This is a genomic window from Mesorhizobium sp. B2-7-1 (assembly GCF_006440735.1).
GTDB lineage: Bacteria > Pseudomonadota > Alphaproteobacteria > Rhizobiales > Rhizobiaceae > Mesorhizobium.
On the sequence record NZ_VFUA01000098.1, the window covers coordinates 1 to 25,924 of the forward strand.

At 63.4% G+C, this 25,924-nt stretch carries 29 protein-coding genes; 8 read left to right on the forward strand and 21 right to left on the reverse strand.

Annotated elements, in window-relative coordinates; translation table 11 throughout:
- Nucleotides 1–222: 222 nt before the first annotated feature.
- Nucleotides 223–1,653, reverse strand: coding sequence for a ribosome biogenesis GTPase Der (gene der / locus FJ471_RS27095; protein ID WP_140807784.1), 1,431 nt, complete (start codon nt 1,651–1,653; stop codon nt 223–225).
- A gap of 6 nt (nt 1,654–1,659) precedes the next feature.
- Entirely contained in the window at nt 1,660–2,325 is a 666-nt protein-coding gene (locus FJ471_RS27100; protein ID WP_140807785.1) for a tetratricopeptide repeat protein, read from the reverse strand.
- A 203-nt stretch (nt 2,326–2,528) separates the two neighbouring features.
- Between FJ471_RS27100 and FJ471_RS27105 the strand changes: the two genes are divergently transcribed.
- A complete protein-coding gene (locus tag FJ471_RS27105; protein WP_140807786.1) occupies nt 2,529–3,539 on the forward strand; it encodes a polysaccharide deacetylase family protein in 1,011 nt (336 codons plus the stop codon).
- A gap of 17 nt (nt 3,540–3,556) precedes the next feature.
- Here the strand turns inward: FJ471_RS27105 and sbmA are convergent, their stop codons facing one another.
- From sbmA to FJ471_RS27120, 3 genes are all read right to left on the reverse strand, one after another.
- Nucleotides 3,557–4,834: a peptide antibiotic transporter SbmA gene (sbmA, locus tag FJ471_RS27110; RefSeq protein WP_140807787.1), complete on the reverse strand. Its 1,278-nt coding sequence runs from the start codon at nt 4,832–4,834 to the stop codon at nt 3,557–3,559.
- Nucleotides 4,835–4,956: 122 nt separating this feature from the next.
- Nucleotides 4,957–6,072: a YbfB/YjiJ family MFS transporter gene (locus tag FJ471_RS27115; protein WP_140807811.1), complete on the reverse strand. Its 1,116-nt coding sequence runs from the start codon at nt 6,070–6,072 to the stop codon at nt 4,957–4,959.
- A 117-nt stretch (nt 6,073–6,189) separates the two neighbouring features.
- Nucleotides 6,190–6,393 carry a hypothetical protein gene (locus FJ471_RS27120; protein WP_140807788.1) on the reverse strand — a complete coding sequence of 68 codons (204 nt, stop codon included), beginning with the start codon at nt 6,391–6,393 and terminating at the stop codon, nt 6,190–6,192.
- A gap of 98 nt (nt 6,394–6,491) precedes the next feature.
- Between FJ471_RS27120 and FJ471_RS27125 the strand changes: the two genes are divergently transcribed.
- The 3 genes from FJ471_RS27125 (at nt 6,492) to FJ471_RS27135 (ending at nt 9,153) form a co-directional block, all read left to right on the forward strand.
- Nucleotides 6,492–7,406: a LysR substrate-binding domain-containing protein gene (locus tag FJ471_RS27125; RefSeq protein WP_140807789.1), complete on the forward strand. Its 915-nt coding sequence runs from the start codon at nt 6,492–6,494 to the stop codon at nt 7,404–7,406.
- Between the two features lie 110 nt (nt 7,407–7,516).
- A complete protein-coding gene (locus FJ471_RS27130) occupies nt 7,517–8,773 on the forward strand; it encodes an aminopeptidase (RefSeq protein ID WP_140807790.1) in 1,257 nt (418 codons plus the stop codon).
- A gap of 23 nt (nt 8,774–8,796) precedes the next feature.
- Complete coding sequence (locus FJ471_RS27135; protein ID WP_140807791.1) at nt 8,797–9,153, forward strand: DUF488 domain-containing protein; 357 nt, start codon at nt 8,797–8,799, stop codon at nt 9,151–9,153.
- 84 nt (nt 9,154–9,237) lie between these two features.
- On the opposite strand, the gene FJ471_RS27140 is transcribed toward FJ471_RS27135, so the two are convergent.
- Nucleotides 9,238–9,591, reverse strand: a complete 354-nt coding sequence (locus FJ471_RS27140; RefSeq protein ID WP_140807792.1) for an ArsC family reductase — start codon at nt 9,589–9,591, stop codon at nt 9,238–9,240.
- 151 nt (nt 9,592–9,742) lie between these two features.
- On the opposite strand from FJ471_RS27140, the gene FJ471_RS27145 reads away from it, so the two are divergent.
- Nucleotides 9,743–10,099 carry a metalloregulator ArsR/SmtB family transcription factor gene (locus FJ471_RS27145; protein ID WP_140807793.1) on the forward strand — a complete coding sequence of 119 codons (357 nt, stop codon included), beginning with the start codon at nt 9,743–9,745 and terminating at the stop codon, nt 10,097–10,099.
- Nucleotides 10,096–10,575 (forward strand): SRPBCC family protein, encoded by a 480-nt coding sequence (locus FJ471_RS27150; RefSeq protein ID WP_140807794.1) that lies wholly within the window; start codon nt 10,096–10,098, stop codon nt 10,573–10,575. Before FJ471_RS27145 ends, FJ471_RS27150 begins: the two co-directional genes overlap by 4 nt.
- A gap of 325 nt (nt 10,576–10,900) precedes the next feature.
- On the opposite strand, the gene FJ471_RS27155 is transcribed toward FJ471_RS27150, so the two are convergent.
- Nucleotides 10,901–11,254 (reverse strand): SnoaL-like domain-containing protein, encoded by a 354-nt coding sequence (locus FJ471_RS27155; RefSeq protein ID WP_140807795.1) that lies wholly within the window; start codon nt 11,252–11,254, stop codon nt 10,901–10,903.
- A 107-nt stretch (nt 11,255–11,361) separates the two neighbouring features.
- Complete coding sequence (locus FJ471_RS27160; protein WP_140807796.1) at nt 11,362–11,967, reverse strand: 2'-5' RNA ligase family protein; 606 nt, start codon at nt 11,965–11,967, stop codon at nt 11,362–11,364.
- Nucleotides 11,968–12,148: 181 nt separating this feature from the next.
- Between FJ471_RS27160 and FJ471_RS27165 the strand changes: the two genes are divergently transcribed.
- A complete protein-coding gene (locus FJ471_RS27165; RefSeq protein ID WP_140807797.1) occupies nt 12,149–12,736 on the forward strand; it encodes a hypothetical protein in 588 nt (195 codons plus the stop codon).
- 24 nt (nt 12,737–12,760) lie between these two features.
- Here FJ471_RS27165 and FJ471_RS27170 read toward each other — a convergent pair whose 3' ends face one another.
- The 11 genes from FJ471_RS27170 to FJ471_RS27220 all read right to left on the reverse strand — a co-directional run bounded on the left by FJ471_RS27170 (nt 12,761) and on the right by FJ471_RS27220 (nt 23,194).
- A complete protein-coding gene (locus FJ471_RS27170; RefSeq protein ID WP_181179772.1) occupies nt 12,761–12,949 on the reverse strand; it encodes a hypothetical protein in 189 nt (62 codons plus the stop codon).
- The gene (locus tag FJ471_RS27175) at nt 12,918–13,364 is read right to left on the reverse strand and encodes a DUF5615 family PIN-like protein (protein WP_281408545.1); all 447 of its coding nucleotides are present in this window, start codon (nt 13,362–13,364) and stop codon (nt 12,918–12,920) included. The genes FJ471_RS27170 and FJ471_RS27175 overlap by 32 nt, the downstream gene beginning before the upstream one ends.
- 4 nt (nt 13,365–13,368) lie before the next feature.
- Nucleotides 13,369–14,067, reverse strand: a complete 699-nt coding sequence (locus tag FJ471_RS27180; RefSeq protein WP_140807800.1) for a DUF433 domain-containing protein — start codon at nt 14,065–14,067, stop codon at nt 13,369–13,371.
- Nucleotides 14,052–14,978, reverse strand: a complete 927-nt coding sequence (locus tag FJ471_RS27185) for an IS1595 family transposase (RefSeq protein WP_140807801.1) — start codon at nt 14,976–14,978, stop codon at nt 14,052–14,054. Before FJ471_RS27185 ends, FJ471_RS27180 begins: the two co-directional genes overlap by 16 nt.
- 135 nt (nt 14,979–15,113) lie before the next feature.
- Nucleotides 15,114–16,091, reverse strand: coding sequence for a 2-dehydropantoate 2-reductase (locus tag FJ471_RS27190; RefSeq protein ID WP_140807802.1), 978 nt, complete (start codon nt 16,089–16,091; stop codon nt 15,114–15,116).
- Nucleotides 16,091–17,620, reverse strand: coding sequence for an acyl--CoA ligase (locus FJ471_RS27195; protein ID WP_140807803.1), 1,530 nt, complete (start codon nt 17,618–17,620; stop codon nt 16,091–16,093). Before FJ471_RS27195 ends, FJ471_RS27190 begins: the two co-directional genes overlap by 1 nt.
- A 50-nt stretch (nt 17,621–17,670) precedes the next feature.
- Nucleotides 17,671–19,257, reverse strand: coding sequence for a gamma-glutamyltransferase (gene ggt / locus FJ471_RS27200; protein WP_140807804.1), 1,587 nt, complete (start codon nt 19,255–19,257; stop codon nt 17,671–17,673).
- 22 nt (nt 19,258–19,279) lie between these two features.
- On the reverse strand, nt 19,280–20,080 hold the full coding sequence (locus tag FJ471_RS27205) for an ABC transporter permease (RefSeq protein ID WP_140807805.1): 801 nt from the start codon (nt 20,078–20,080) through the stop codon (nt 19,280–19,282).
- The gene (locus FJ471_RS27210; protein WP_140807806.1) at nt 20,077–21,000 is read right to left on the reverse strand and encodes an ABC transporter permease; all 924 of its coding nucleotides are present in this window, start codon (nt 20,998–21,000) and stop codon (nt 20,077–20,079) included. Before FJ471_RS27210 ends, FJ471_RS27205 begins: the two co-directional genes overlap by 4 nt.
- The gene (locus tag FJ471_RS27215; protein ID WP_140807812.1) at nt 20,997–22,076 is read right to left on the reverse strand and encodes an ABC transporter ATP-binding protein; all 1,080 of its coding nucleotides are present in this window, start codon (nt 22,074–22,076) and stop codon (nt 20,997–20,999) included. The genes FJ471_RS27210 and FJ471_RS27215 overlap by 4 nt, the downstream gene beginning before the upstream one ends.
- Before the next feature lie 77 nt (nt 22,077–22,153).
- Nucleotides 22,154–23,194, reverse strand: coding sequence for an ABC transporter substrate-binding protein (locus FJ471_RS27220; RefSeq protein WP_140807807.1), 1,041 nt, complete (start codon nt 23,192–23,194; stop codon nt 22,154–22,156).
- Nucleotides 23,195–23,425: 231 nt separating this feature from the next.
- On the opposite strand from FJ471_RS27220, the gene FJ471_RS27225 reads away from it, so the two are divergent.
- The gene (locus tag FJ471_RS27225; protein ID WP_181179768.1) at nt 23,426–24,127 is read left to right on the forward strand and encodes a GntR family transcriptional regulator; all 702 of its coding nucleotides are present in this window, start codon (nt 23,426–23,428) and stop codon (nt 24,125–24,127) included.
- Between the two features lie 15 nt (nt 24,128–24,142).
- On the opposite strand, the gene FJ471_RS27230 is transcribed toward FJ471_RS27225, so the two are convergent.
- Both FJ471_RS27230 and FJ471_RS27235 read right to left on the reverse strand, forming a co-directional pair.
- A complete protein-coding gene (locus tag FJ471_RS27230; RefSeq protein WP_140807809.1) occupies nt 24,143–25,228 on the reverse strand; it encodes an ABC transporter ATP-binding protein in 1,086 nt (361 codons plus the stop codon).
- Nucleotides 25,218–25,826: a cupin domain-containing protein gene (locus tag FJ471_RS27235; protein ID WP_140807810.1), complete on the reverse strand. Its 609-nt coding sequence runs from the start codon at nt 25,824–25,826 to the stop codon at nt 25,218–25,220. The genes FJ471_RS27230 and FJ471_RS27235 overlap by 11 nt, the downstream gene beginning before the upstream one ends.
- Nucleotides 25,827–25,924 lie beyond the last annotated feature (98 nt).

The following is a 25,924-nucleotide window of genomic DNA, read 5'->3' on the forward strand; positions in this document are numbered from 1 at the left end:
TCCACGCCGTGCACCTGAAACACATTCTTGGCCAAATCGATTCCAAATCTGATAGCTTGCATGACGGACGGTCTCCTTCCGCTGGGGTTTCAACACGACCAGTTTGGCACATTCGATGCCGCAAGGGGCCGTCCACCCATCATTCTAGGGTCTGCGCGTCGCTTCGCTCCTTGCTCCGCCCGTGGATGACGAGGGATCAGCGTTGGCGCTTCTCCCCAGAAGTCACCGCTTCTTCGCCCGACCCGCGAACGGATTGTCCGAGGTGCGGAGCGCCATGCGGATCGGCACGCCGGGCATGTCGAAAGCCTCGCGCAGGCTGTTGGTCAGATAGCGGACATAGGATTGCGGCATCGCGTCCGGCCGCGAGCAGGAGACGACGAAGCCCGGCGGGCGGGTCTTGGCCTGGGTGACATATTTGATCTTCAGCCGGCGGCCGGCGACGGCGGGCGGCGGATGATGGGCGAGGATGCCTTCCAGCCAGCGGTTGAGCTTGCCGGTCGAGACGCGGCTGTTCCAAACCTTATGCGTCTTGATGACGCTTTCCATCAGCTTGTCGAGGCCGCGCCCGGTCTCGCCCGAGACCGTCACCGCCTGGATGCCGCGCACCTGCGGCAGCAAGCGCCCGGTCTTTTCGCGCAGTTCGGCCAGCAATTCCTGCGGATTGTCGATCAGGTCCCATTTGTTGAAGGCGATCACCGGCGCCCTGCCCTCGCGGATGATCAGGTCGGCGATCTGCAGGTCCTGTTTCTCGAACGGGATGGTGGCGTCGAGCACGATGATGACGATCTCGGCGAAGCGGATGGCGCGCAAGCCGTCCTGCACGGAAAGCTTTTCGAGCTTTTCCTGCACCTTGGCCTTGCGCCGCATGCCGGCGGTGTCGTGGAGTTTTATGCGGCGGCCGCGCCAGTCCCAGTCGACCGAGATGGAATCGCGGGTGATGCCGGCTTCCGGACCGGTCAGCAGCCGCTCCTCACCGATCAGCGCATTGATCAGCGTCGACTTGCCGGCGTTCGGGCGGCCGACGACGGCGATGCGCAGCGGCTTGGTGTCGTCATACGCCGACTCGGCATCGGGGTCGGCAATGTCCTCACCGATCAGCACCTCGCTGGCGGCGATCTCGTCGCCATCGTCTTCCTCGTCCTCACCGAGCGCGCGCTCTTCGCCCAAGGCTTCGACCACCGCGTCGCGCAGGTCGGGCATGCCCTGGCCGTGCTCGGCCGAAACCGGGATCGGTTCACCGAGGCCGAGCTCCCAGGCCTCCAGCAGCCCCCCTTGCGCGCCGCGCGCCTCAGCCTTGTTGGCGACGAGCACCACCGGCTTGCCGGATTTGCGCACGACGTCGGCGAAGGTGCGGTCGTCCGGCATCAGGCCGGATTTGGCGTCGACGGTGAAGAAGATCAGGTCGGCCTCGCGGATCGCGATCTCGGTCTGCTGACGCATGCGGCCGGGCAGCGTCGACGCGGCCGCATCCTCGAAGCCGGCGGTGTCGATGACATCGAAATAGAGATCGTAGAGTTTTGCCGCATGCACGCGCCGGTCGCGCGTGACGCCCGGCGTGTCGTCGACAAGCGCCAGCTTCTTTCCGACCAGCCGATTGAAAAGAGTCGATTTGCCGACGTTAGGCCGACCGATGATGGCGACTTTGAAGCCCATCCAGGATCACGACGCGTTGCTCGACCCGCGGATCAGCTCGGACATCAACTGCGCCCGCTGGCGCACATTGCGCGGGGCCGCGTCATCCGAAGAGATCTGGTCGAACAGTTTGAGCGCATCGGCCGACTTGCCGTCCTTCCAGGCGGCAAGGCCGAGCGCCTCGCGCGCCGAATGGCGCAGCGGATTGGTGTCGGCGGTGAGCGCCTCGATGCGGCTGGAGACATCGGCGTAAGAGCCGTGGTCGACGAGCAGCAGTGCGGCCCTCAGCCGCGCGATGTCGCGGATGCCGCCCGGAATGGCGTTGTCGGCGGCGACCTCGTCGAAATCCTTGACCGCGCCGTCGACGTCGCCCTTGTCGGCCTTGACGGTCGCGGCGCGCATGCGGGCGAGCAGCGGGTAGGCGCCGTAGCCGTCCTTCTCCAATTGGTCGAGCGCGGCGATCGCCTCGTCGTTCTTGCCGTCATTGGCGAGCTTGAGGGCAGCCGAGAAGGCGTCGCCCGAGCGGTTGGCGCGGGTCTCGTCCCAGTAACGGTAGCCCACGACCGCGGCGGTGCCCAGCACGATCAGGATGGCAATGCCCAGAATGGCCGGACCAAAACGATCCCACAGCGCCTGCGCCTGCTCGCGACGAATCTCTTCGTTGACTTCGCGGATAAAACTGTCGTCCGACATCAATCAAAACCATTGCTGCCCCGAGATGGGGCGCCTCTTGAGCCCCGCGTTTTAGCGAAATTTTGTCGGCATGGAAGGGGGCGGGCCGGAAAATCGGCTGGAAATGCCGAGCGACCACAGGGCTTGCCCGAACGCATCCGTGCCACATTTGCGCGATAGCCGGCTTCCAATCAGCCGGAGACGTTCCCGCCAGAAGGTTGCCAATGCTTCGTTCGTACCGCGTCCTTGCATTCAGTCTCGCCTCGCTTTCCTGTGTCAATACCGCCTTCGCCGATCCGCCGAAATCGCCAGCCGCTTCGCCTGCCAGGCCCAAGCAGGTGGTGCTGATCTCGTTCGACGCCGCCCGCGAGATCTCGCAGTGGGAACGCAGCCGGGCGCTGGCAAAGCGCACGGGCGCGCATTTCACCTATTTCCTGTCCTGCGTGTTCCTGCTCTCGCCCGAGACGCGGCAGGATTATGCCGGCCCCGGCAAGGCCGCTGGCAAATCCAATGTCGGCTTCGGCGCTTCGAAACAGGACGTGGCCGAGCGGCTGGAGCAGGTCCGGCTGGCCGCCGCTGAGGGCCACGACATCGGCAGCCATGCCTGCGGCCACTTCGACGGCAAGGCCTGGAGCAAGGCGGACTGGCTGGCCGAATTCGCGTCTGTACGGCGCATCTTCGAGAACGCCTACGCGATCAACGGCATCCCGGAGCCGGCCGACTGGCACGATTTCGCGCACCATGCGCTGGTCGGGTTCCGCGCGCCCTATCTCTCGACCGGCAAGGCGCTTTACGAGGCCCTGCCCGAGGCCGGCTTCCAGTATGACGCCAGTGGCGTTTCGAGCGGCCCGACCGTGCCGCCGATCCTGAACGGCACAACCCGCTTTGCCCTGCCACTGATACCGGAAGGGCCGAAGGCGAAGCCGGTGGTCGCCATGGACTACAATCTTTATGTCCGCCACTCGGACGGCACCGAGAAGCCGGCGATGGCGGACGCATTCGCCGAGCGCGCCTACGAGGCTCTCCGCGCCGCCTTCGAGGCCCAGTACGTAGGCAAGCGCCTGCCGCTGGAGATCGGCTTCCACTTCACGCTGATGAACGGCGGCGCCTACTGGAACGCACTCGAGCGCTTCGCCGGCGAGGTCTGCGTCAAAGCGGATGTCGAGTGCATCAGTTTCCGCGACTATGTGGCGCGGCAGCGCGCCGGCCAGGCACAGGCGACAGTGGGCGGCTGACTGGACACAGCCGCGCCCTAACTTACCGGTTGATCTTCGGGGCGCATGCCGGCCCGCTCGCGTTCTAGATAATGCTGATCGATAACCGGCAGTTGTTCGCCTTGCAGCGTCGCCTCGAAGGCGCGCAAACGTTTGTGCACAGATTGCAGTTCGACAATCGTCGACCAGGAATTCAACAGGAACTGCAGTGAATTCGTCACCTTGCCGAACGCGTTCGAGATCTGGTTCAGCGCGCCGAAGGTGATCTTGTGCGCGACCAGCGAAGGCCCAAGGATCAGCAGCGAGAAGATGTTGTCGGCCTGCAAGTAGGTGTAGCGAACAACGTTGAAATAGATGTAGTGGAAATAGAGCTTGAAATAATTGCGGCGGACATTGGTGAACAATTGTGTCGTCGTCGCCGGCTGAGCCCGGTCGGCATGATCTTCGCCGTAGACGAGCTCCTTACGATAGGCCGCCTCGACACGCTGGTTGCGGAACTGCAGACCCGGAAGCTTGAGACCCGCCACCATGACGGAAATCGTTCCGAACAGACACCAGCCCAATGCGGCAATGACCAGTGGCTGCGGGACCGCACCGATGATCGGCAATTCGGTGATGTGGGCCTGCAGTTGAATCAAGACCGGCAAAAAAGCGATCAGGGTCATGATCGACTGGACGAAAGTCGAGCCGAGATCTTCCATGATCTGTGAGAAGCGCATCGTGTCTTCCTGGATACGCTGCGAAGCGCCCTCGATGTGGCGCAGCCGGCCCCAGTTGGCCATGAAGTAATTGTTCATGGCGGTGCGCCAGCGGAAGATCCAATGACTGACGATGAAGGCGTTGACCACCTGGACATTCATGCCGACCAACGCCAGCCAGGAGAAGTCGGCCAATCCCTTATAGAATTCGGTGTTTGTCGAGGGAGTCGTTCCCGACATCAGGCCCTGAACGTAGTCGAAGAAAGGACCGTACCAGTTGTTGACCGCGACCGAGATCTGCACGTTGAAATAGATGAAGAACAGGATGACGGCGGTCATCAGGATCGACCAGTTCTGCCACGGGTGCGGCGCGTACCAGCTCCAGAACGCGTAGAAGATCACCACGCAGGCCGCGAAATAGATGTAGAACCACAGGAAGGGTTTCGACCATAACACGGCGATGCCGATGATCGGCGGCGTGCCCGCCGCTGCGGCCGGCAGGCCGAAGATGGCGCCCAGCTGTTCACCACCAAAAAACCAGAACAGGATCGCGGCAAGGCTCCAGACGGCGGCCGAGGTGAAGAACAGCTTCGGCTGCGGGAAGAAAGATACGAACACTGTGGCGGGTTTCCTCGGTCTGACCGCAAATCAGCGGCGTTGCTGTTTGGCGGGCATAAGGTCACACATTAGTGGGAAAGAAAATGCCCAGCCCGATGCCTGGCATCGAACAAGGCCGCAAATCATGGCGATTTTGGCGCGGCCGACCAGGCAATGACGCCGGAGGCGAGCAGGGCAACCGCCGCCATGATCGAGGCAAGGGTATAATTGCCCGAGGCCTGGGCGAGCAGGCCGGCGGCGATCGGGCCGACGATCTGGCCGAGGCCGAAGGCCGCCGTCATCACCGCGAAGATGCGGCGCGGCGCACGCGGCGCGAGCTGTCTGCCCATCTGTATGCCAAGCGCCGTCAGGGCGATGAAGGTGCCGCCGAGCAGGACACCGGCGATCAGCGGCCCGGCGGCGCCTTTGACGACGACGCTGGCGGTGACGCCGACCACCTCGATCAGGCAGCTGGCGGCATAAGCGGCATAGAGCCCGATCCGACCGGCGAGCTTCTGCCACGCCCAAGTCGAGGGAAAGCCGGCAAGGCCGGCGACCATCCAGACGGTGGCCTCGAAGACGCGCCCGCCACCGCCCTGGCGCACGATGGCGACCAGGAAGGTGGCCGTCACCACATAGCCGAAGCCGAACAGCCCGTAGGCGACGATCATCTTCACCAGGGACCGGCCCTTCGGCAGCGCCGGCTCGCGGCCGTCGGCGACATTGGCCGGCGTGGTCGAGCCGGCAAGCAGCACGACGACGATGAGGCCAACCGCCGAAAGCGCTCCGGACCAGAGCCAGCCAGCGGCCCAATCGGCCTGTTCGGCGACGAGGATCGCCAGCAGCGCGGAGGACGCAGCAATGCCCAGGCCGACGCCGCCGAAATGCAGCGCCTGCAAATCGCCGCGGCGAGCAACGGCCAGATGGCTGAAGACGATCGAGGCCATGAACACCATGACGAAGGCGCTGGCGAGGCCGGCCAGGAAACGGATGACGAGGAAGGCGGCCATCGTCTCGTTGAGCCCCATGAGGCCCGCGAGCACGGCGGTGGCGGCGAGGCCGGAGAACATCAGCAGGCGCTCGCGGCCATGCGCCCAGTCGCCGGCCGCGGCAAGCGCGCCGATGAGGTAGCCGAGATAGTTGGCGGAAGCGATCCAGCCGGCATCGGCCGGCGTCAGGTGCAGCCCCTCCATCATCCCCGGCAGGATCGGCGTGTAGACGAAGCGGCCGATGCCCTGGGCGACGGCAAGCGCGACCATGCCGGCGAGAGCAAGACGCAAAGGAGATGGCGTGGCGTTCATTGCGGCGCACAATAAGAATGTGCGTCCGCGAAACAATGCGCTTGCGTTGGGCCAGCGCGGCCGGTTTGCTCGGTTTTAGGTCCTCGTTGAGCGGCAGCCCGCTTCGTATGCGGTGCGGCGGGCAGTCAGCCGGAAGGGCATGTCGCCGAGCTCGCGCTCCGACATGGTGTCGAGCACCGGATGCGACAGCGGATCGGTAATCCAGCGAGCGATCTCGTTGTCATCGCGCGGCCTCGCCTCGGCGCCGGAAAGCCCTTTCAGCAAGGATAAAATCTTCATCGGACCACCTCATGGCTCAAGGCTATTCCTGTTAAAGTCTGCCTATTCCCCGCCGGATTTCAATTGAGATTTCGATCCATCCACTTTAGAAAAACTGAATGGCTATGCTCAATCGCGTCCATCTCAACGGCCTGCGCGCCGTCGAAACCGTCGCCCGGCTGGGATCGCTGGCGGCAGCGGCGGCGGAGCTGAACGTCTCGGTCAGCGCCGTCAGCCAGCAGGTCAAGCGCACGGAAAAGCAGCTGGGACAGGCGCTGTTCGAACGCACGCCGGGCGGACTCGTGCCGACCGAATTCGGCGCCGCCTTCACCACGCGGCTCAGCGCCGGCTTCCGCGAGCTCACGCAAGCGGTGGCGCTGGCCGACGAGGCCAACGAGTGCACGCTGGTCGTCTCGGTGGCGCCGGCCTTCGCCTCGAAATGGCTGCTGCCCAGGCTGTCGCGGCACTTCGCGCGCCATCCGAACGTGCTTTTGCGCATCGACGCCTCGGCCAGGGTCGCCGATCTCGACCGGTCCGACATCGATATCGCCATCCGGCTTGGCGACGGCAAATGGCCGGGCGACCGCGCCGAGCTTCTGCTTGCCCAGGAAGTGTTCCCGGTCTGCGCGCCCGTGATAGCGGCCAAGCTGAAGTCGATCGGCGATCTGGCGCAGACCTGCGCCATCACCGACGAACGGGCGATGTTCAGTTGGGACGGTTGGTTCGAGGCGGCCGGCGTCGAGCCGGTCACCTTCCAGAAGGGCGCGCGCTTCACCGATCCGATGCTTTGCCTGGAATCGGCGATCGCCGGCCACGGCGTGATGCTCGCCTGGCAGTTGCTCACCGCCGACGCGCTGGCCGACGGCCGGCTCGTCGCGCCCTTTGGTGTGCGAGCCGAAAGCGGGCTGGGTTACTGGCTGGTGACCTCGGCGGCCAAGAGCGAAAGCCGCAAGGTGCGCGACTTCAAGGCCTGGATCCGCGAGGAGATCGAAGCGACCATGGCGCAGTTTGGGGCGCTGGACAGCGCGGCTTGACGCCCGTTTTCGGGATCGAGCTTGAAATCAGGCCCAGTCGATCGCGGTGGAAAGGCCAAGCTCGCCGGTCTATGTAAGAACCAGAACCCCAACAAACGGCAGGCAGGACCATGACCACACATTCGCGCGGCGTTTCGGCAAGCATCGACCCGGTGAAGCTCGACAGGCTGGCGGAAGTCGCCATCAAGGTCGGGCTGCAGCTGCAGCCCGGCCAGGATCTGGTACTGACCTCCTCGATCGCGGCACTGCCGCTGACGCGCCGCATCGTCGAGCACGCCTACAAGGCCGGCGCCGGGCTGGTGACGCCGATCTTCAACGACGACGAGATCACGCTGGCGCGTTTCCGCTACGGCGCCGATGCCGGTTTCGACCGCGCCGCCGGCTGGCTCTATGAAGGCATGGCGAAGGCCTTCTCGAACAATGCGGCGCGGCTTGCGGTGCGCGGCGAAGATCCCTCGCTGCTTTCCGCGCAGGATCCGGCCAAGGTAGCGCGCGCCAACAAGGCCAACTCGATGGCCTACCAGCCGGCGCTGGAGAAGATCACCGGCTTCGACATCAATTGGAACATCGTCGCCTATCCCGATCTTGCCTGGGCCAAGCAGGTTTTTCCGGGCGAGCCCGACGACGTCGCGGTGGTGAAGCTCGCCGACGCGATCTTCTCGGCCTCGCGCGTCGACGTCGAGGATCCGATCGGCAACTGGAAGGCGCACAACGCCGCCTTGGCCGAGCGCACGAAATGGCTGAACGGGCACAATTTCCACGCGCTGCATTTCACCGGGCCGGGCACCGACCTGACGGTCGGGCTAGCGGAAGGCCATGAATGGATGGGCGGCGCCTCGACGGCGAAGAACGGCATCACCTGCAACCCGAATATTCCGACCGAGGAAGTCTTCACCACGCCGCATGCAAGGCGCGTCGAAGGCCATGTCTCCTCGACCAAGCCGCTCTCCTACCAAGGCACGCTGATCGACGAGATTTCCGTGCGGTTCGAGGGCGGGCGGATCGTCGAGGCCAAGGCCTCGAAGGGCGAGGACGTCTTGAAGAAGGTGCTCGACACCGATGAGGGCGCGCGGCGTCTCGGCGAGGTGGCGCTGGTGCCGCATTCCTCGCCGATCTCGAAGAGTGGGCTTCTGTTCTTCAACACGCTGTTCGACGAGAACGCCGCCTGCCACATCGCGCTCGGGCAGTGCTATTCGAAGTGCTTCGTCAACGGCGCCTCGCTCAGCCAGGACGAGATCGCCGAGCGCGGCGGCAACAAGAGCTTCATCCACATCGACTGGATGATCGGCTCGAACAAGATCGACATCGACGGCGTCGCCAAGGACGGCGGCCGCGTGCCGGTGATGCGCAAGGGCGAGTGGGCGTAGCAGCTCCCTCGTAGGAGGTTGCGATGGCCTTCGACATAGCTGTGAAGCGCGTCTATGAGCCGCCGGCGAAAGCCGACGGCCAGCGGGTACTCGTCGACCGCCTCTGGCCGCGCGGCGTCAGCAAGAAGGACGCCGAACTGACGCTGTGGCTGAAGGAGATCGCGCCGACCGACGCGCTGCGCAAATGGTTCGGGCACGAGCCGGAGCGCTGGGCGGAATTCCAGAAACGGTACCGCGCCGAGCTTGATGCAAATGGCGAAGCGGTGGCGCAACTGCGCGGCCTGTTGCGCGAAGGCAAGGTGACGCTGCTCTACGGCGCGCATGACGAGGCGCACAACAATGCCGTGGCGCTGGCGGGGTATTTGCGAGCCCATGCATAATTGTTGAGATGTCGAGTTCCCTCGCCCCCTCTCTGTCCGGCAGGACAGGGAGGGGGCGAGGGAACGCGGCGTAAGTAGTCGAGCCTACTTCCCGCCAACCGCCTCTTCATAAGCCTCCGGCTTGAACCCGACCAATACCCGTTCGCCCACCTCCAGCACCGGGCGCTTGATCATCGTCGGCTTGGCCAGCATCAGCTTCTTCGCCTTCCTCTCGTCGAGCGCTTCCTTGTCCTTGTCCGGCAGCTCGCGAAACGTGGTGCTGCCCTTGTTGAGCAGCTTTTCCCAGCCGACCTTGCCGACCCAGCCGTTCAGCCTCCCCGCCTCGATCCCTTCGGCCCGGTAATCGTGAAAACGATACGGCACGTCATGGCTCTCCAGCCAGACGCGAGCCTTCTTGATCGTGTCGCAGGTGGTGATGCCGTACATGGTGATGGTCAATTCAGGCCTCTGTCGGATGGGGTTGCGAATCCGGCCGAAGCCTAGGCCCGCCCTGCCTGCTTTGCCAGCGCTTTGCGGTAGCTGGATTTTGGCACTTGCTAATACTGAGGTTTTTCCCTAAGTATCGTCGAACCCTAAGGAACCAACGCCCATGATCGGCCTGCAAACCGCCAGCCAGAACCCGCCGCCCGTCGACGGCATTTTTCGCGCGCTGGCAGATCCGACACGCCGGCGTGTGGTGGAGCGGCTGAACAGAAGCCCGGCTTCGGTCAGCGAGTTGGCAGAGCCCTTCGGCATGGCGCTGCCCTCCTTCGTCGAGCACCTCAAAATTCTGGAAGGCTGCGGGCTGGTGCGTTCGCGAAAGGCTGGGCGCGTCAGAACCTACAGCCTTTCGCCCGAGCCGTTGAAGCTGGCGGAAAACTGGCTCGCCGAACAGCGCGCGCTGTGGGAGCGCCGCCTCGACCAGTTCGACGCCTATGTGATGAGCCTCAAGGAGACAGAAAAGTGAGCTATCCGTTCAAGCCGAACCCGAAACTGGACCTGACGCTGGAGCGCTTCCTCGACGCGCCGCGCGAGTTGCTGTGGCGCGCCTGGACGACGCCGGAGCATGTCAAGCAATGGTTCACGCCGAAGCCATGGATCATCACAAACTGCGAGATCGACCTCAGGCCGGGCGGGCTGTTCCGCACGCGCATGCAGTCGCCCGACGGCAAGGAGGTGAGCGACCGTCATTGCTGCTATCTCGAGATCGTGCCGAACGAACGCCTGGTGTGGACCGACGCGCTGCTGCCGGGATACCGGCCGGCCGGCGAGCCGTTCATCACCGCGGTCATTGGGCTCACGCGCGAAGGCAAAGGCACGCGCTACACCGCCACCGCCATCCACCGCGACGAGGCGACCCGCAACAGCCACGAGGAGATGGGTTTCTTCGACGGCTGGGGCACGGTGGCCGACCAGTTGACGGACTATGTGAAGACGATTTGAGAGGCCGGCATGGCGGCCGCCGAGGCGTGTGACCGGCCGCTGCATAGGTGGAGATTGGCCGAAACGCCCGTCGATTCGTCATCCACGGGCGGAGCAAGGAGCGCAGCGACGCAGCGCAGACCCGAGGATCCATTCCGTGACTTCTAAGCGTCGCGACGGTGCAGAATTCTGCTGCGCTGCGCCCTATGTCCGAGGTCACGGAATGGATCCCTGGGTCTCCGCGACGGAGCTTCGCTCCTGCTTCGCCCTGGGATGACGAGGTTGGAAGGCTTCGGCCAACTCCCGTCGTTTACGATCGTTCACCGACACGAGATCTGTCGAGGAACTAGTAGTAAAAACGCTCTTCGCTGATCTTGCCGTTCTTGACCGTATAGAGGCCAACCTCATCCATTTTGACGCGCTCGCCAGTCGATTTCGGCGTGATATCGAAGCTGAAGCGCAAGGCGAACTGGTCGCCATTGACATAGGGCCCTTCGACCGAGCCGCCATGAACCTCATGGTTCGCTTCCCACCACTCGCCCTTCTGCTTGACGGCTTCCTTGCCGTTGCAGACGGCCATCGGCCCTTCCATCGCCTCGTAGCTGACGACGTCGTCGGCATTGTATTTCGCGGCGGCGCTGTGGCTGTCGCCCCGCTTGAGGAGTTCGGTGAAATCTTTGGCAATTTCCGCAGTGGTCATGGGATCCTCCCGGTTTGGACCAGACATCAAGTAGGGACCGATCGTGCGCCTGCCACCGCGGGGCCGCTTCGCAGGTGACAATTCGTGTCAGGATGAAGGGCTTGGTGCTATGTTGTCATCAGCGGCCAACAACCCAGATCGATGTATATCGTGCGACCGCGCAGGCTATGAATGAGATGGAATTCCGTCGCCAAAAAACTGATCGGATCGATTGGCTGCTTTGGGACGAACCTCTCGTCATAGGCAAGGGTCATATGCGGAACAAAATGATCGGCCGATTTGAGACCATTCGCCTTCATCGCGCTTCTGATCAGCCGGCTGAGTTCGCAGACCGGCCCGTCATCGGCCAAAAGCACGAACGGACGCCATGGCGGCCTGCCTTTTGCCGCTGGGCGACCGGGGAAACTTACGGCATGGCGAAACGTGACTTCAAACGCCGGCATTTCAACCAACCGGCCGGCTAGCTTTGCCGCGAATTCGATTTTCGATCGAAGCCTTTTGTAGTCACCGACATGCTGTTGACTGACGTGGAATCGCTCCTTCAGCAGCCGCGACCCGGTTATCCCATTGAGATCGCAGAGATGTCTCTGCACCGACCAAAACCCGGCGCGGTCCTTGGCCTGCAAAAACAGCGCGAAGAACACCCGGTCCGGCCGTTTCGGCTGCAGTGGAGGAATCGGAACGCCGAAATCAAACTCTTGCTGCCGAGACATCCGTACTCGTTCGGCCGGGAACGCTCCTGTTGAACTCCCTTGGCGATTATGTACTTTGCAAACATGCTGTCCCCTGTGATAGGTTTTTGACCTCACCACAGGACGGGGGTTTGTTGTGGCGGCGCATCATCCAATAGCTTTCTGCAAAGTTCATGGGCTTTTCGACGTAACCGGATTTGTAATGACCGGACCTACCGGAATGGTGGTGTTTAAGAACAACCGAACCAACTGCCCGCATTGCGGGGCAATGTCGGAAATCCTTCCAGGTCGCTATGAGATGAATGGCGACCAGATGAATGTTGAACTTGATAGCAGCATCTCGCCTGCGGCTCTCAGTGCCCTTCGCGAACTCATAGAGAAGTTGCAGCGAAGCGAGATCACGCCACAAGAGGCGGTCCTACAGGCATCTGGAATCAATCCATCATTGGGCCGCTTGGTGGAGCGGTTCCTGACTATGGGAATCCCTACGCTGGCTTTGCTGATATCGCTTATCAGCCTTCATATTCAACGCGAGGATAGCAAGGCTTCCGGTGAATTCTACCGCCAGGCAATCGAACTGCTAGAGCGTCAAATCGAGACAACGGGGTCGATCTCAAAACAGATAGAGCGCAGCAGCCGCGTTAAGCCCAAAGGCGACAGACCAGCCAAGGCAAAAGCCGACAAGAAGCCGGTGACGGTTAAAAGCCCATCGAAGCGCCGCCAAGAGGTCAGCAAGGAACGACGGCGGAAGCTGATCGAGGCGCGGAAGGACTTTCCTCGCGGCAGATAGACGCACAGACATAGCTTCCCCGTTTCAAAGTCCTGCTTTGGCCTTTTTCGTTTTGCCTTTCGGCTTTGGCTTCTTTGGGTCAGGCGGCATGTGCGCCAGCTTGCCCATTAGAGCGTCGGCGGCGGACTTATTATCGTCCGCGCCGTGCTCGCGCGCCGCATCGATAAATGCCTGGTACTGGTCAGCCTTTGGCTTTTTTGTGGGCTTTGGCAAAATCGATATCCACTTTTTTGAACTGGCCTGTTTCACCGCTGACATTCCACTCAGGCTGGAAGCATTCCCGCTGCTTCATGTCTGAAAGCTTCGTTTCTATTCGAGGCCACCAAGCGAGGATATGTGCGGCCTGTAGATACCCGCTTGCCATGCCCCACTTCTTGGGCATGTGGATTACCTTCATGCCCGTGTTGAATACCGCCACGACCTGCGGATGCTTATGGATAAAGTCCGTGTCAGCGGTCAGGATTGCGTTCCCGCCATCATTGGCAAATTTGGTAATCCAATGAACGTCCGCAAAGCCCTTTTGTCCAGCATCGTAGACGTGATCGAATTTAAGTGTCGGACTCAAAACTATGCGGCAGACCGCGTCCACGATCTCAGGCGACACATGTTCATCTGCCCTTATTTTCAATCAGCTATGCCGCCAGAGACAGTTCAAACTCTACCGCTTCGTTCACATCATTTGGTTCGACACGGAACCATTTCGCGACCCGCTCAACATTGCCACCTTCGGCTTTCCATTGCCTAAGCAGCGTGGACGTTGGCGTTGGCCTTTTCCCTATGACCGGCTGGCCAAAAGCGAGACGCGGGTCAACGATGACGTTTGGAAACTCGTTTCCAAGCGGGTGCCAAGTTTGCGCTATTTCTGTCGCCGGGTTGAACGCCACGTTCTTCGCGACGATGGACTCAATGGCGACCCACATCTCGTACTGATTGGTTGCCAAGTCCCAAGTCGCTTTGTCGCCCTCAGACTCTGCCGCTTGGGCAAAAATCTTTCGCCGATCCGTTAGGTACTTATCCGAGTTCGAGTACGCGAGTGGATGCTTCGTTTTCCATTCATTTCGAAGTTGCTGTGCAGCCCTGCGAATTGTGGGCATAGGCACTTTCTGCCTTCGGAAATGATCCACGAACCGAATTTCCATCAGATCCAAGAAACTGACCGTGCGGCCTTCAAAGTCTCGATCAATGACCGGGCCAGACACGCTATTATTCCAGCCGGTCAGCCATGCTCGTATTCGGTTCGTATTGTCGATCTGTAACAGGCGCGCGGCATCCTTCAGGGTGAAGAACCCTGCAAGAAGCGGGTCAGCACCCTTTGCTATGCGAGCGCCCATGATGAGTCCCGGTATTTCAAACGCTTTCCAACGATGCCAGCCATAGCCTTGACCGTCCGGTTGTTGTCATCAACGCCAAGCGCGATGCGATTGCTGTAGCGGAAGTCGAACTCGGCCAGATAGCGGTGCAGATGGTGTTCCGCGCAATGCTGATAGACGCCCTTCATGCCGCGCTTGAAGATGCTGTAATAACCTTCGACGGTGTTCGTATGGACGCTGCCGCGAACATATTCAGAGTCCTTGTGCGTGACGAAGTCGTGTGTGGCGAATTCGGTACCGACTCGCGGATACACGTTGCTTTCATCCGTCATCAGCGCGGTTTCCTTGGCGATGTTTGAGCGCACAAGCGGAACAATGCGGGCAACGGTCGCGCCGTCCACATGGAAGGATCGGGCGATGCCGCCACGCTCTACCAAGGTCAGGACAACGTTCTTGTGGCTACCGCCGCCACGGCGTTTTGGCTGGCCCTTCAAGCGGCCAATGTAGGTTTCGTCGACCTCGACGGTCTTGCCTTCACCACCCATCGGGGAGAAGTCGCCGGAGCGCATCGCTTCGCGCAAACGGTGGAACATGAACCAAGCGGTCTTGTACTGGACCTGCAAAGTCCGGTGCAATTGGTGGGCGCTGATACCCTTCTTGCTGGAAGCGAGAAGGTGAGCAGCCTGCCACCACTTATGCAGCGGAACATGGCTGGACTCGAACACGGTTCCAACCTTCACGGTGAACTGCTTCTTGCACTCCAAGCAGCGGCGAAGGCCGGTGCGAGCAGTCGCGCCAGTCACGCGGGTAATGCGCGTCTGTTCGCAGTTACCGCACTTCGGGCAAACCGGACCTTCTGGCCACACAATCGCCTCCAGCCGCTCGAAAGCAGCTTCTTCGTTGTGGAAATGGGGTTCGGAAAGGATGCTCATAACCGTGCCTCTAGTGTGGTTTCACACTAGCACGGGGCATCCGTGTTTGTAAAGTACATAATCGCCACTCCCTTTCTAGAACAAAACAGGAACATTGACAAGAATCAAAGGCGAACGATTTTCGCGTCTGTGAAGTCAATAACACCCGCGCTCGATCGCCAGCCGCCGCACCAGCGCCAGAACGGTGTCGATGGTCGGCGTCGGCTGACCGGTCAGACGGCCGAGCTCCTGCACCGCCGTGACCAGCGCGTCGATCTCCATCGGGCGGCCGCGCTCGAGGTCCTGCAGCATCGAGGTCTTGTGCTCGCCGACATCACCGGCGCCCTTGATGCGTCGGTCGACGGGGATGAGGAAGCGCACGCCGAGACGTTCGCCAATCGCCTGCGCTTCCACCATCATGGCGCGGGCGGTGGCGCGTGTGCCTTCGTCGGCGACGATCGCTGCAAGCGTGCTGCCGGTCAGCGCCGAGATCGGGTTGAAGGAGAGATTGCCCCAAAGCTTCACCCAGATCTCCGAGCGGATGTCCTCGCGTACCGGCGCCTGCAGCCCAGCCCTGACCATTTCGCGCGCCAGCGCGGTAGCTCGCTCGCTCTTCTCTCCTGAAGGCTCGCCCAGCGAAAAGCGCGTGCCCTCGACATGACGGATCAGGCCTGGAGCATCGACCTCGACGGCGGGATAGACGACGGAGCCGATGACACGCTGCGGCCCGATGCGCTGCCAGATCGCGCCACCGGGATCGACGGCATTCAGCCGCGTGCCTTCGAGCGCGCCGCCCGCTTTGTGGAAATACCACCAGGGCACGCCGTTCTGCATGGTGACGACGGCTGTCCCCTCGCCCAGCAGCGGCGCGATCTGATCAAGCGCCGGCGCCAGCGAATGCGCCTTCAGCGCCAGCACGACATAATCCTGCACGCCGAGTTCTTCCGCACGGGAGGCAGCCCTCACGCGAGCGACCGTTTCCTTGCTGTCCTCGATCAGGCGCAGACCATCGGCCTTGATCGCATCCAGATGCGCGCCGCGCGCCACGATCGACAGATCGACGGAGCCGGCGATCGCGAGCTTGGCGGCGAGATAGCCGCCGATGGCGCCAGCGCCGAAAACTGTAATGCGCATCAGCCGAGCCCGAGCTTGGCGGCAAGGCCGATGCGCTGCAGCTTGCCCGTCGCGCCCTTCGGGATCTCGTCGAGGATCACCACCTTGCGCGGCACCTTGAAGTCGGCGAGCCGGGTGGCGGCAAAACCGCGGATGTCGGCCTCGCTGGCGCTCTGGCCTTCGCGCAGCACCACGGCCGCCGCGACCTCCTCGCCCAGCTTGTCATGCGGCATGGCGAAGGTGACGACCTGCGCCACCGCCGGATGGTCCATCAAAACGCCGTCGACTTCGAGCGGCGAGATCTTTTCGCCGCCGCGGTTGATGATCTCCTTCAGCCGGCCGGTGACGCGCAAATAGCTGTCCTCGTCGAGCACACCCTGGTCGCCGGTGTGGAACCAGCCATGGGCGAAGGCGCTCGCATTGGCGTCCGGGTTCTTCTCGTAGCCGGCGGTGACGTTGGGACCGCGAATGACGATCTCGCCGATCTCGCCGGGTTCGAGCAGCCGCCCGTCCTGCGCCATGACGGCGACCTCCGGCCCGGCCGATGCGCCGACGCTGCCGGGCTTGCGCAGTCCGGGCGGCAAACGGTTGGACGCCATCTGGTGCGCGGCCTCGGTCATGCCGTAAGCCTCGACCACCGGGCAGCCGAAGGTGGATTCGAGCTCGGCCATAACCTGCGCCGGCAGCGATGCCGATGACGAGCGGATGAAGCGCAATTTCGCCACGGCGAGTTGCTCGGGATTGCGGGCGGCGCGCGGGAGGATCGCCTGATGCATGGTGGGCACCGCCGTGTACCAGCTTGGCTTGGCTTCGGAGAGCCACTGGAAGAAGCGCAGCGCGTTGAAGCCCGGTGTGCAGAAAACGCTGCCGCCGGCGGCGAGCGAGGACAGCACCGCGGCGATCAGGCCATGGATATGGAACAACGGCATGATGTTGAGGCAGCGGTCGGCCGGCGTCAGGCCGAGCGTCGCGCCGATATGGGCTGCCGACGCTGCAAGGTTGGCGTGGCTGAGCGGAACCAGTTTCGGACGCGACGTGGTGCCGGAGGTGTGCAGAAGGAGCGCGACATCGCCATCTGCGGCCAGCCCGGATGCGACCGGCAATCCCACAGGGTTACCCTCGATCGTGAACATGCCAGACGGCGCGCCTTCCTGCACCACCAGCCGCAGCACCGGGATGCCGAGGCGTTCGGCAATCTCGACCGAGGGACCTGCCTCGTCCTTGCCGACAAGGATCGCCTTGACGCCGATATCGCTCAGATAGAAGTCGAGCTCATCAGCCCGGTAAGCCGGATTGAGCGGCGCGGTGGACGCGGCCGCCGCCACGGCGATGAAGGCCGTGGCCATTTCCGGGCCGTTCGGCAGCACGATGGCGACGCGGTCGCCGCGGCCGATGCCGAGCGCATTGAGCCGCGCCGCGGTATCGCGGATCAGGCGGCGCAAGCCGCCATGCGACAGGGCCGTCCGTTCGGGCGCGACGATGGCCGGCGCGTTGTCGGCGCCGGGCGCAAGGCGATGGGCGAGATCGGTGGCGTTTTCGCTGTTTGTCATGGTTCCAGACTATGTTTCGAACGATCGGCTTATGTCCAGCAAATGGCGGCTCAATATCCGAGGGCCAGCCCGTCCTTGCGCGGATCGGACGCGCCGGTCAGCGTGCCCTTTTCCCAATCGATCAGCACCGCCTGCCCGCCGCCCAGCGGATGATCGGGCTCGACCACCTTGTGGCCAAGCCGGCGCAGGCCTTCGGTCGTCTCGGCGCGCACGCTTCGCTCGGCCTCGACGACGTCGTGGTTGTAGAACACGCGCGCCGCGTCGATCGCCTGCTGCGGGTTCATGCCGAAGTCGATCATGTTGGTCAAAAGATGCACATGGCCGAAGGGCTGGTAGCCGCCGCCCATAACGCCGAAGGGCATCATGGCGCGACCGCCCTTCGTCATCATGCCCGGCATGATCGTGTGCATCGGCCGCTTGCCGGGCGCGATCGCGTTCGGGTGCTTCGGGTCGAGGCTGAAGCTGGAACCACGGTTCTGCAGCACGACCCCGGTCTTCGGGCCGACGACGCCGCTGCCGAAGGAATAATAGGTCGAGTTGATGAAGCTCACCGCGTTGCGGTGGCGGTCGACGACGCTGATATAGACCGTGTCGCTGCCGGGAAGGTCGAGGCGCGGCAGATCGGTCATGGCGCGCCCGGGATCGATCGCGGCACGCAGCCGGTCGGCATAGGCGCCGGAAAGCAGCGCCTTGACCGGCACGTCGACATGATCCTGGTCGGCGAAGAACGCGTCGCGGTCCTGATAGGCGAGTCTGCCCGCCTCGATCTCGAGGTGCAGGCGCGCGGCGCCATCGGGATCGAGCTTGCCCAGTTCAAAGCCCGAGAGCAGGTTCAGCATCAAAAGCGCGGTCAGGCCCTGGTTGTTGGGCGGCATCTGGTGGATGTCGTAGCCGCGGTAGGAGGTGTTGACCGGGGTCCGGTAATCACCCTTGGTGGCGGCGAAATCGTCGAGCGTATGCAGGCCGCCAAGCGCGCGCAGCCGGCCGACCAGATCGTCCGCGACCTCGCCTTCATAAAAACCGGCGCGGCCTTTCCTGGCGATGATGCGCAGCGTCTCCGCCAGTTCCGGTTGGCGATGGACGTCACCCGCCTTGGGCGACTTGCCGCCGGGCAGGAAGATGCGCGTCGCCACCTCGTCGGCCGACAGGTCGGTTTCCGGATCCTGCCAGTCGAAGGCGACGCGGTCGTGCACGACATAGCCTTCTTCCGCGTAACGAATGGCCGGAGCAAGCGCGTCAGCCAGACCCTTGCGGCCGTGATCCTCCAGCAAGCGGCACCAGGCATCGATGGCGCCGGGAACCGTGACCGCGTGCGGCCCCTGTTTCGGCAGTTCGCTGAATCCCTTGTCCCGGTACCAGTCGACGATCGCGGCGGCGGGTGCGCGGCCCGAGCCGTTGAAGGCGATCACCTCGCCCTGCCCCTTCGGACAATAGAGGACAAAACAGTCGCCGCCGATGCCGGTCGACTGCGGCTCGACCACGGCCTGCACCGCGGCCGCACAGACCGCGGCGTCCATGGCGTTGCCGCCGGATCGCAGCATCTCGATCGCGGCAAGGGTGGCGAGCGGATGCGAGGTCGCGGCCATGGCCTCGGTGGCGCGGACCGGCGAGCGGCCGGGAAACTGGAAGTCACGCATGCTGTTGTCGGTATCCCTCAAATCAACGTCCGCGGCCGAAAAGCTGGGCGGCGGACAACAAGACGATCGATAGCACGATCAGGCAAGTCGAAATGGCGGCGATCGTCGGATCGATCTGGTCGCGCAGCGCATTGAACATGCGGCGCGTGAGCGTCGTGGTCTCGCCGCCGGAGATGAACAGGGAGACCACCACCTCGTCGAAGGAGGTGATGAAGGCAAACAGCGCGCCCGAGACGATCGAGAAGCGTATCTGCGGCATCGTCACCTGGAAGAAAGCGGAGAAGCGGCCGGCGCCGAGGCTGCGCGCGACCATCTCCTGGTTCATGTCATAGGAGCGCAGCCCCGAAAGGACGGTGAGCACGACCAGCGGCAGCGCCTGCACGGTATGCGCGATGACGAGGCCGGTCAGCGTGTTGTTGAGGCCGATGCGGGCATAGAGGAAAAAGGTGCCGATGCCGATCAGGATGACCGGGATGATCAGCGATACCGTGAGCAGCGCGTTGATCAAGCCGGTCAGCCGCAGCGTGCGGGCGTTGATGGCGTAAGCGGCGGCGGTACCGAGCAAGGTTGCGACGATCGCCGTCATCACCGCCACCTTGACCGAGACAATGGTGGCGTCGCGCCATTCGACGGAGCCGAAATAGCTCTCATACCAGCGCAGCGACCATTCCTGCGGCGGGAACTGCAAGAGCGAAGAGCCGGAAAAGGACATGATGACGATGATCACCGACGGCGCGATCAGGAACAGCATGACGAGGCCGCCGAGCGCATAGAGCCAGAGGCGTTGTGCATGCGAGATGGGCAGGGCATTTTCCATGCTCATCGCCGGCTCCAGACCCCGGTGGCGCGGGCGCCGAGCAACCACTGGAAAAAGCCGAGCAGCGCCAGCGTGACGCCGAGCAGCACGACGCCGAGCGCGGCGCCCGCTCCCCAGTTGGAATAAAGGCTGGTGGTCTGCTCCATGCGCATGGCCCACATGATGACCTTGCCGCCGCCCATCAGCGCCGGGGTGACGAAGAAGCCGAGGCAGAGCACGAAGACGATCACAACGCCCGAGGCGAGACCGGGCAGCGACAGCGGCAGGAAAATCTGCCAGAAGGTGGCGCTAGGGCTCGCGCCGAGATTCATGCCGGCGCGCAGGCAATCGGTGTCGATGCTCTTCATCGAGGCGTAGAGCGGCAGCACCAGGAAGGGCAGCATGATGTGGGTCATGCCGATGGCCACGCCGGCGAAATTGTTGGCGAGCGGCAGCGGTTGGCCGATCACGCCGAGATCCATCAGCCACGTGTTCACCAACCCCTTGCGCTGCAGGATGACCAGCCAGGCATAGGTGCGCACCAGCACCGAGGTCCAGAACGGCAGGATGACGAAGATCAGGCAGATCGAGGCGGCGCGGCGCGGCAGCTGCGACAGCATATAGGCCAGCGGATAGCCGAACAGCACGCTGGCGCCGGTGACGAAGAAGGCCACCTTGAAGGTGGTGACGAAGGTCTTGATGTAGGACGCCTGCTCGAAGAAGCGCGCGTAGTTGGCGGCGCTGAGCTGACCGGCTTCGTCGAACAGCGAGAGCCAGAACAGCCAGCCGATCGGCACGATGATGACGGCGAAGACCAGGGAGAGCCCGGGCGACAGAAGCGCGAACAGGCCACGCGCTTCCCGCCGCGCGTCGGCGGCCAACGCATCGGCGTTGATCGCCCCATCGGGCCGGCGGGCACGATCGAGACTGGCGGATGCGATGCTCATTGGTCCGCCACCAGCACGACATCCTGCGCATCGATGCCGAGCGTTATCGGCTCGCCCGGCGCCGGCAGTTTTGCCAGCACGTCGGAGCGGCAATAGTCGCGCAGAGTCACCTGTCGGCCGTCCTTGAGCGTCGCGTAGCAGACAAAGCTGTCGCCCTGATAGATAACGTCGCCGACGGTAGCGGGCAGCGCATTGACGTCGCCGGTTTGTTCGCCGTTGATCAGGCGCAGCTTCTCCGGCCGCACCACCATCAAATGCCGGCCTGGGGACGGCATCGGATCCTTCATGCGCAGCTTGCCACCTTCAAGCCAGACGCCGCCATTGCGGCATTCGACCGGAATGAAGCTGGATTCGCCGATGAAGCCTGCGACGAACTTCGTCTGCGGCCTGGCGTAAAGAACTTCGGGCTGGTCGATCTGCTCGATGCGCCCGGCATTCATGACGGCGATGCGGTCCGACATGGTGATCGCCTCGCGCTGGTCATGCGTGACGTAGACCGTCGTCATGCCGAGCCTTCGATGCAGGTTGCGCAGCTCGATCTGCATATGCTCGCGCAGGCTCTTGTCGAGCGCCGACAGCGGCTCGTCCATCAAGACGATGCGCGGCTCGAAGACGATGGCGCGGGCCAGGGCCACGCGCTGGCGCTGGCCGCCCGAGAGCTGATCGACACGGCGCTCGCCGAGGCCTTTCAACTGCACTAGGTCCAACGCCCTTTCCACGCGTTCGGCCGTTTCAGCGGCCGATACGCGCCGCTGCTTCAGCGGGAAGGCGATGTTATGGAAGACGTTCATATGCGGAAACAGCGCATAGTTCTGGAACACCATGCCGATGTTGCGCTTGTGCGGCGGCATGGTGATGATCTCCTCGCCGCCGACCTTGATGGAGCCGGCATTGGCCCGCACGAAGCCGGCCAGGATCATCAGCAACGTCGTTTTTCCCGAGCCGGATGGCCCGAGCAGCGTCAGGAATTCGCCTGCCGCGACATCGAGGCCGAGATCGTGCAGCACGGACAAGCCGCCGAAGCGCTTCTCGATACCGCTGATGCCGATGGGAAGCGCGGACTGCGCGAGAGACAAGAGCATCTCCTTCAACTCCGGATCATTTTCGCGAAACGATGCGGAGCGGCGCATTTTGCGCCGCTCCGATAGGATCGCTATTGCTGGATCAGGTTGTTGAACTTCTCGGTCGCCTCGACGAGGGTGTCGCGCCAGAAGGCGGGGTCCTGCAGCACCTGTTTCTTGACGTTCTCGGGCGCGGAATTGATGTCCTTGATGCGGTCCTGCGGGATCTTGCCGGTCTCGAAGGCCTTCTCGTTGGCCGGGCCGTTGTCGACATAGAGCGGCAGGTTGGCCTGGAGATCGGGACTGACGAACTTGGCCAGCGCCTTCATGGCGATGTCCTTGTTCTTCGAGCCCTTGGGGATGACCATGCAGTCGGCGGTGAGCACGCCCTGATCGAAGGAGAAGCTCACCGGCGCGCCTTCCTTCTTCAAGGTGCCGGCGCGGCCGTTCCAGATGCTCGCCATGTCGACCTCGCCGTCCTTGACGAGCTGCATGGCCTGCGCGCCGGAGGTCCACCAGGCATCGACGTGACCGCGGATCTTATCCACCGACTGCAGCGCGCCGTCGATGTCGACAGGATAGACCTTGTCGATCGGAATGCCCTTGGCCAAAGCGGCGACGCTCAACGTCTCGGTCGACTGGCTGCCGGAAAGCGCGCGACGGCCGGGGAATTTCTCGACGTTCCAGAAATCGGCCCAGGTCTTCGGGCCTTTGTCGCCGAAGACGTCCGTGCGGTAGATCAGCACGACGGAGGTGTAGGAGATGCCGACCCAGTCATCATGGACGAGCTTCGGGTTGATGCCGCTCTTGTCGATGACGTTGTAGTCGAGCTTCTCGAACAGGCCTTCCTTCGAGCCCCGCGCGCATTCGTCGGCGCCAAGCTCGGTGATGTCCCATTTGACGGCATTGCCGGTGACCTGCAAGCGCACGTCGTCGAGGCCGTTGGTGGTGTCCTGCTTGATGGTGATGCCGAGTTCCTTGGCCGTCGGGTCGAAGAAGGCCTTGGTCTGCGCCTCCTGATAGGTGCCGCCCCATGAGGCGACGGTGATGGTGTCTGCGGCCGATGCCGGAACGGCGACCGAGGCCAGCAGGCCGGCAACGGCCATGCCGTGAATACAAAGTCTCTTCGTCATGTTCGCTTCTCCAACCGGTGTTCCCGTTATCATTGATTTGGTATGCGAATTTGTATACAATTTTGAGTGTAGTTCTCCGGAGGCCGATGTCAACATGGGACATGGGTTTTTGCCGGGGATGCATTGAGGCCCGGCTCGGCGCGTTTGCTCCTGCCGAAAAGGGCGCGGTTCAAGCAGGCGCTAAAAGGCACTAGACTGCGATTCCATGACTGACCGTTGGAGGCGGGACGCTTGAGCAAGGAGAGAAAGAACACGCTGCGCGACTCGGTGTTCGAGAAGCTTAAGGCGTTGATCATCACCGGCCAGATCCCGCCGGGCGGTCGCGTGACCGAGAACGAGATCGCCGAGCGCCTGAAGGTCAGCCGCACGCCGGTGCGCGAGGCTTTCAACCGGCTCGAACGCGACGGGCTGGTGATCGGGCGCCCGCGCCAGGGCTATGTGGTGGCCGAGTTCAACCTGATCATGTTCCGCGAGGCCTTCGACATCCGCGAGCTGCTCGACGGGCGCGCGACGGAGCTTGCGGCCGCCAATGCGACCGCAGCCGACAAGGCGAAGCTGCGCGAGATGCTCGCCGAATGCGAGCGGCTGGCTGCGATCCCGGATCGCAGCACGCGGGAGAAGTTCGAGGAGCTCCAGGTCGGCATCGACCTGCATCGGGTGATCGCCGAAATCGGCGGCAATGACATGCTCTACGGCATGCTCTGCGGCATCCTCGACAAGTGCCAGCAATATGTCTGGACGGAGCTTCTGTGGCTGGACGAATGGAAGCTCACGCGCGAGGAGCATGTCGGCATCGTCGACGCGATCTGCGCCGGCGATGTCACGCTGGCCGGCGAGCGCGCCCGCGCGCATGTGCGCGGCTCGCGCGAGAACATCCTGCGCCTGCTGCAGGCCAAGTCCGACTATCAGGGATTCTTCGCCAAGGCGTCCTGAACCCACACGATCGTATCAACTGGAAAGCATGGGGCAGTTGGCGCCGCGCCGCAGGCTGACATGCGCCATGTCGCCGACGCTGAATTGAGAACCGTCTGCGCGGCGCGGAGCATCGATGACGATCGGGGTCCCCTCACCCAGCTCGGCATGAAGGCGCAGCGTGCGGCCGTGGAAGACGACACCGCTGACCCGCGCCGGCGCGGTTCCCTCGGCGGCCTCGCCGGCGGCAAGAAGATCCTCCGGGCGCACGCCGATGGTGCGCGTGTCGCCGGCGGCCGGCGTCTCGCCGCTGTCGGAAGTGGCCTCCAAGGGCAGATCGCCGGCGGCAAAGCGCAGGCGCTCGCCGTCGCGGCCGACAAAGCGCGACTGCAGCAGGTTCATGGTGCCGATGAAAGAGGCGACGAAGCGCGTCGCCGGGCGGTCATAGAGTGTCGCCGGCGCGGCGGTCTGCTCGATGCGGCCCTTGTTCATGACGACGATGCGGTCGGAGATCGACAGCGCCTCGGTCTGGTCATGCGTGACCATGACGAAGGTGGTGCCGAGCCGCGACTGCAGCCGCTTCAGCTCGATCTGCATCTGCTCGCGCAGATGCGCGTCGAGCGCCGACAGCGGCTCGTCGAGCAGAAGCACGCGCGGCTCGCAGACGATGGCGCGGGCAAGCGCGACGCGTTGGCGCTGGCCGCCGGAAAGCTCGGAGATACGGGCGCCCAGCTTGTCGGCGAGCCCAACCATGTCGAGCGCCTCGCGCACACGTTTGGCCTGCTCGGCGCCGGTGAGCTTGCGCAGCGACAGGCCGAAGCCGACATTGGCCGCGACATCCATATGCGGGAACAGCGCATAGTCCTGGAAGACTGTGTTGACGGGACGGTCGAAGGGCCGCAGGCCAGTGATGTCACGGCCATCGAGCAGGACATTGCCGCCGGTCGGGCTTTCGAAGCCGGCGATGACACGCAGGCTCGTCGTCTTGCCGCAGCCTGAGGGACCGAGCAAAGTTAGGAATTCGCCAGGAGCGATGTCGAGGTCGACGCTATCAAGTCCGACAATGCCACCGGGGAATACTTTCGAAACCTTCTGCAGTCGGACGAGGGCATCAAGCGCCATCGCGCACCTCGGACGGTTTTGTCGTGTTGACCCAGAGGATCTGGCAACGCTCGGCGCCGGGATTGCGGAAGGCATGCAGCAGCGTGCTCTTGAAGGCGAAGCTGTCACCGGCTTTCAGCACATAGGTGGTGGCGTCCACCACCAGCTCGACCTCGCCGGTCATGACGAAGCCGAATTCGTGGCCGGCATGGGCGTAGGCCTCCGCTGTGCCACCGCCGGCCTCGACCGTCACCAGCATGCCGGTGAGCGTCGCGGCGGGCGGCGAGAGCAGCGCCTTGGCGATGCCTTCGGATTTGACCGGGATCGCGCGACGCTTGTCGGCGCGCACGCAATAGAGGTCGTTGACCGCTTCGTTGCCGTCGGTGATCAGCGCCGACGGCTCGATGTCCAGCGCCGCCGCCAGCGGCCAGATCACCTTGACGCGCAGCGAGGACATGCCGCGCTCGATCTGGCTGAGCGCGCCGATGGAGATGCCGGCTTTCGCCGCGAGATCGGCCAACGACAGCTTGCGCTCGAGCCTGAGCGCCCGCACACGCCGGCCGACCCGGACGTCCGCTTCGTCTTTCGGCTTTGCCGCTGCTTCGTCAAGAACATCCATGCAATGGTCCTCGTTGCTTTCTCCTTCTCCCCTTGTGGGAGAAGGTGGATCGGCGCGATAGCGCCGAGACGGATGAGGGGTGTTCCAGCGGAGTGAGA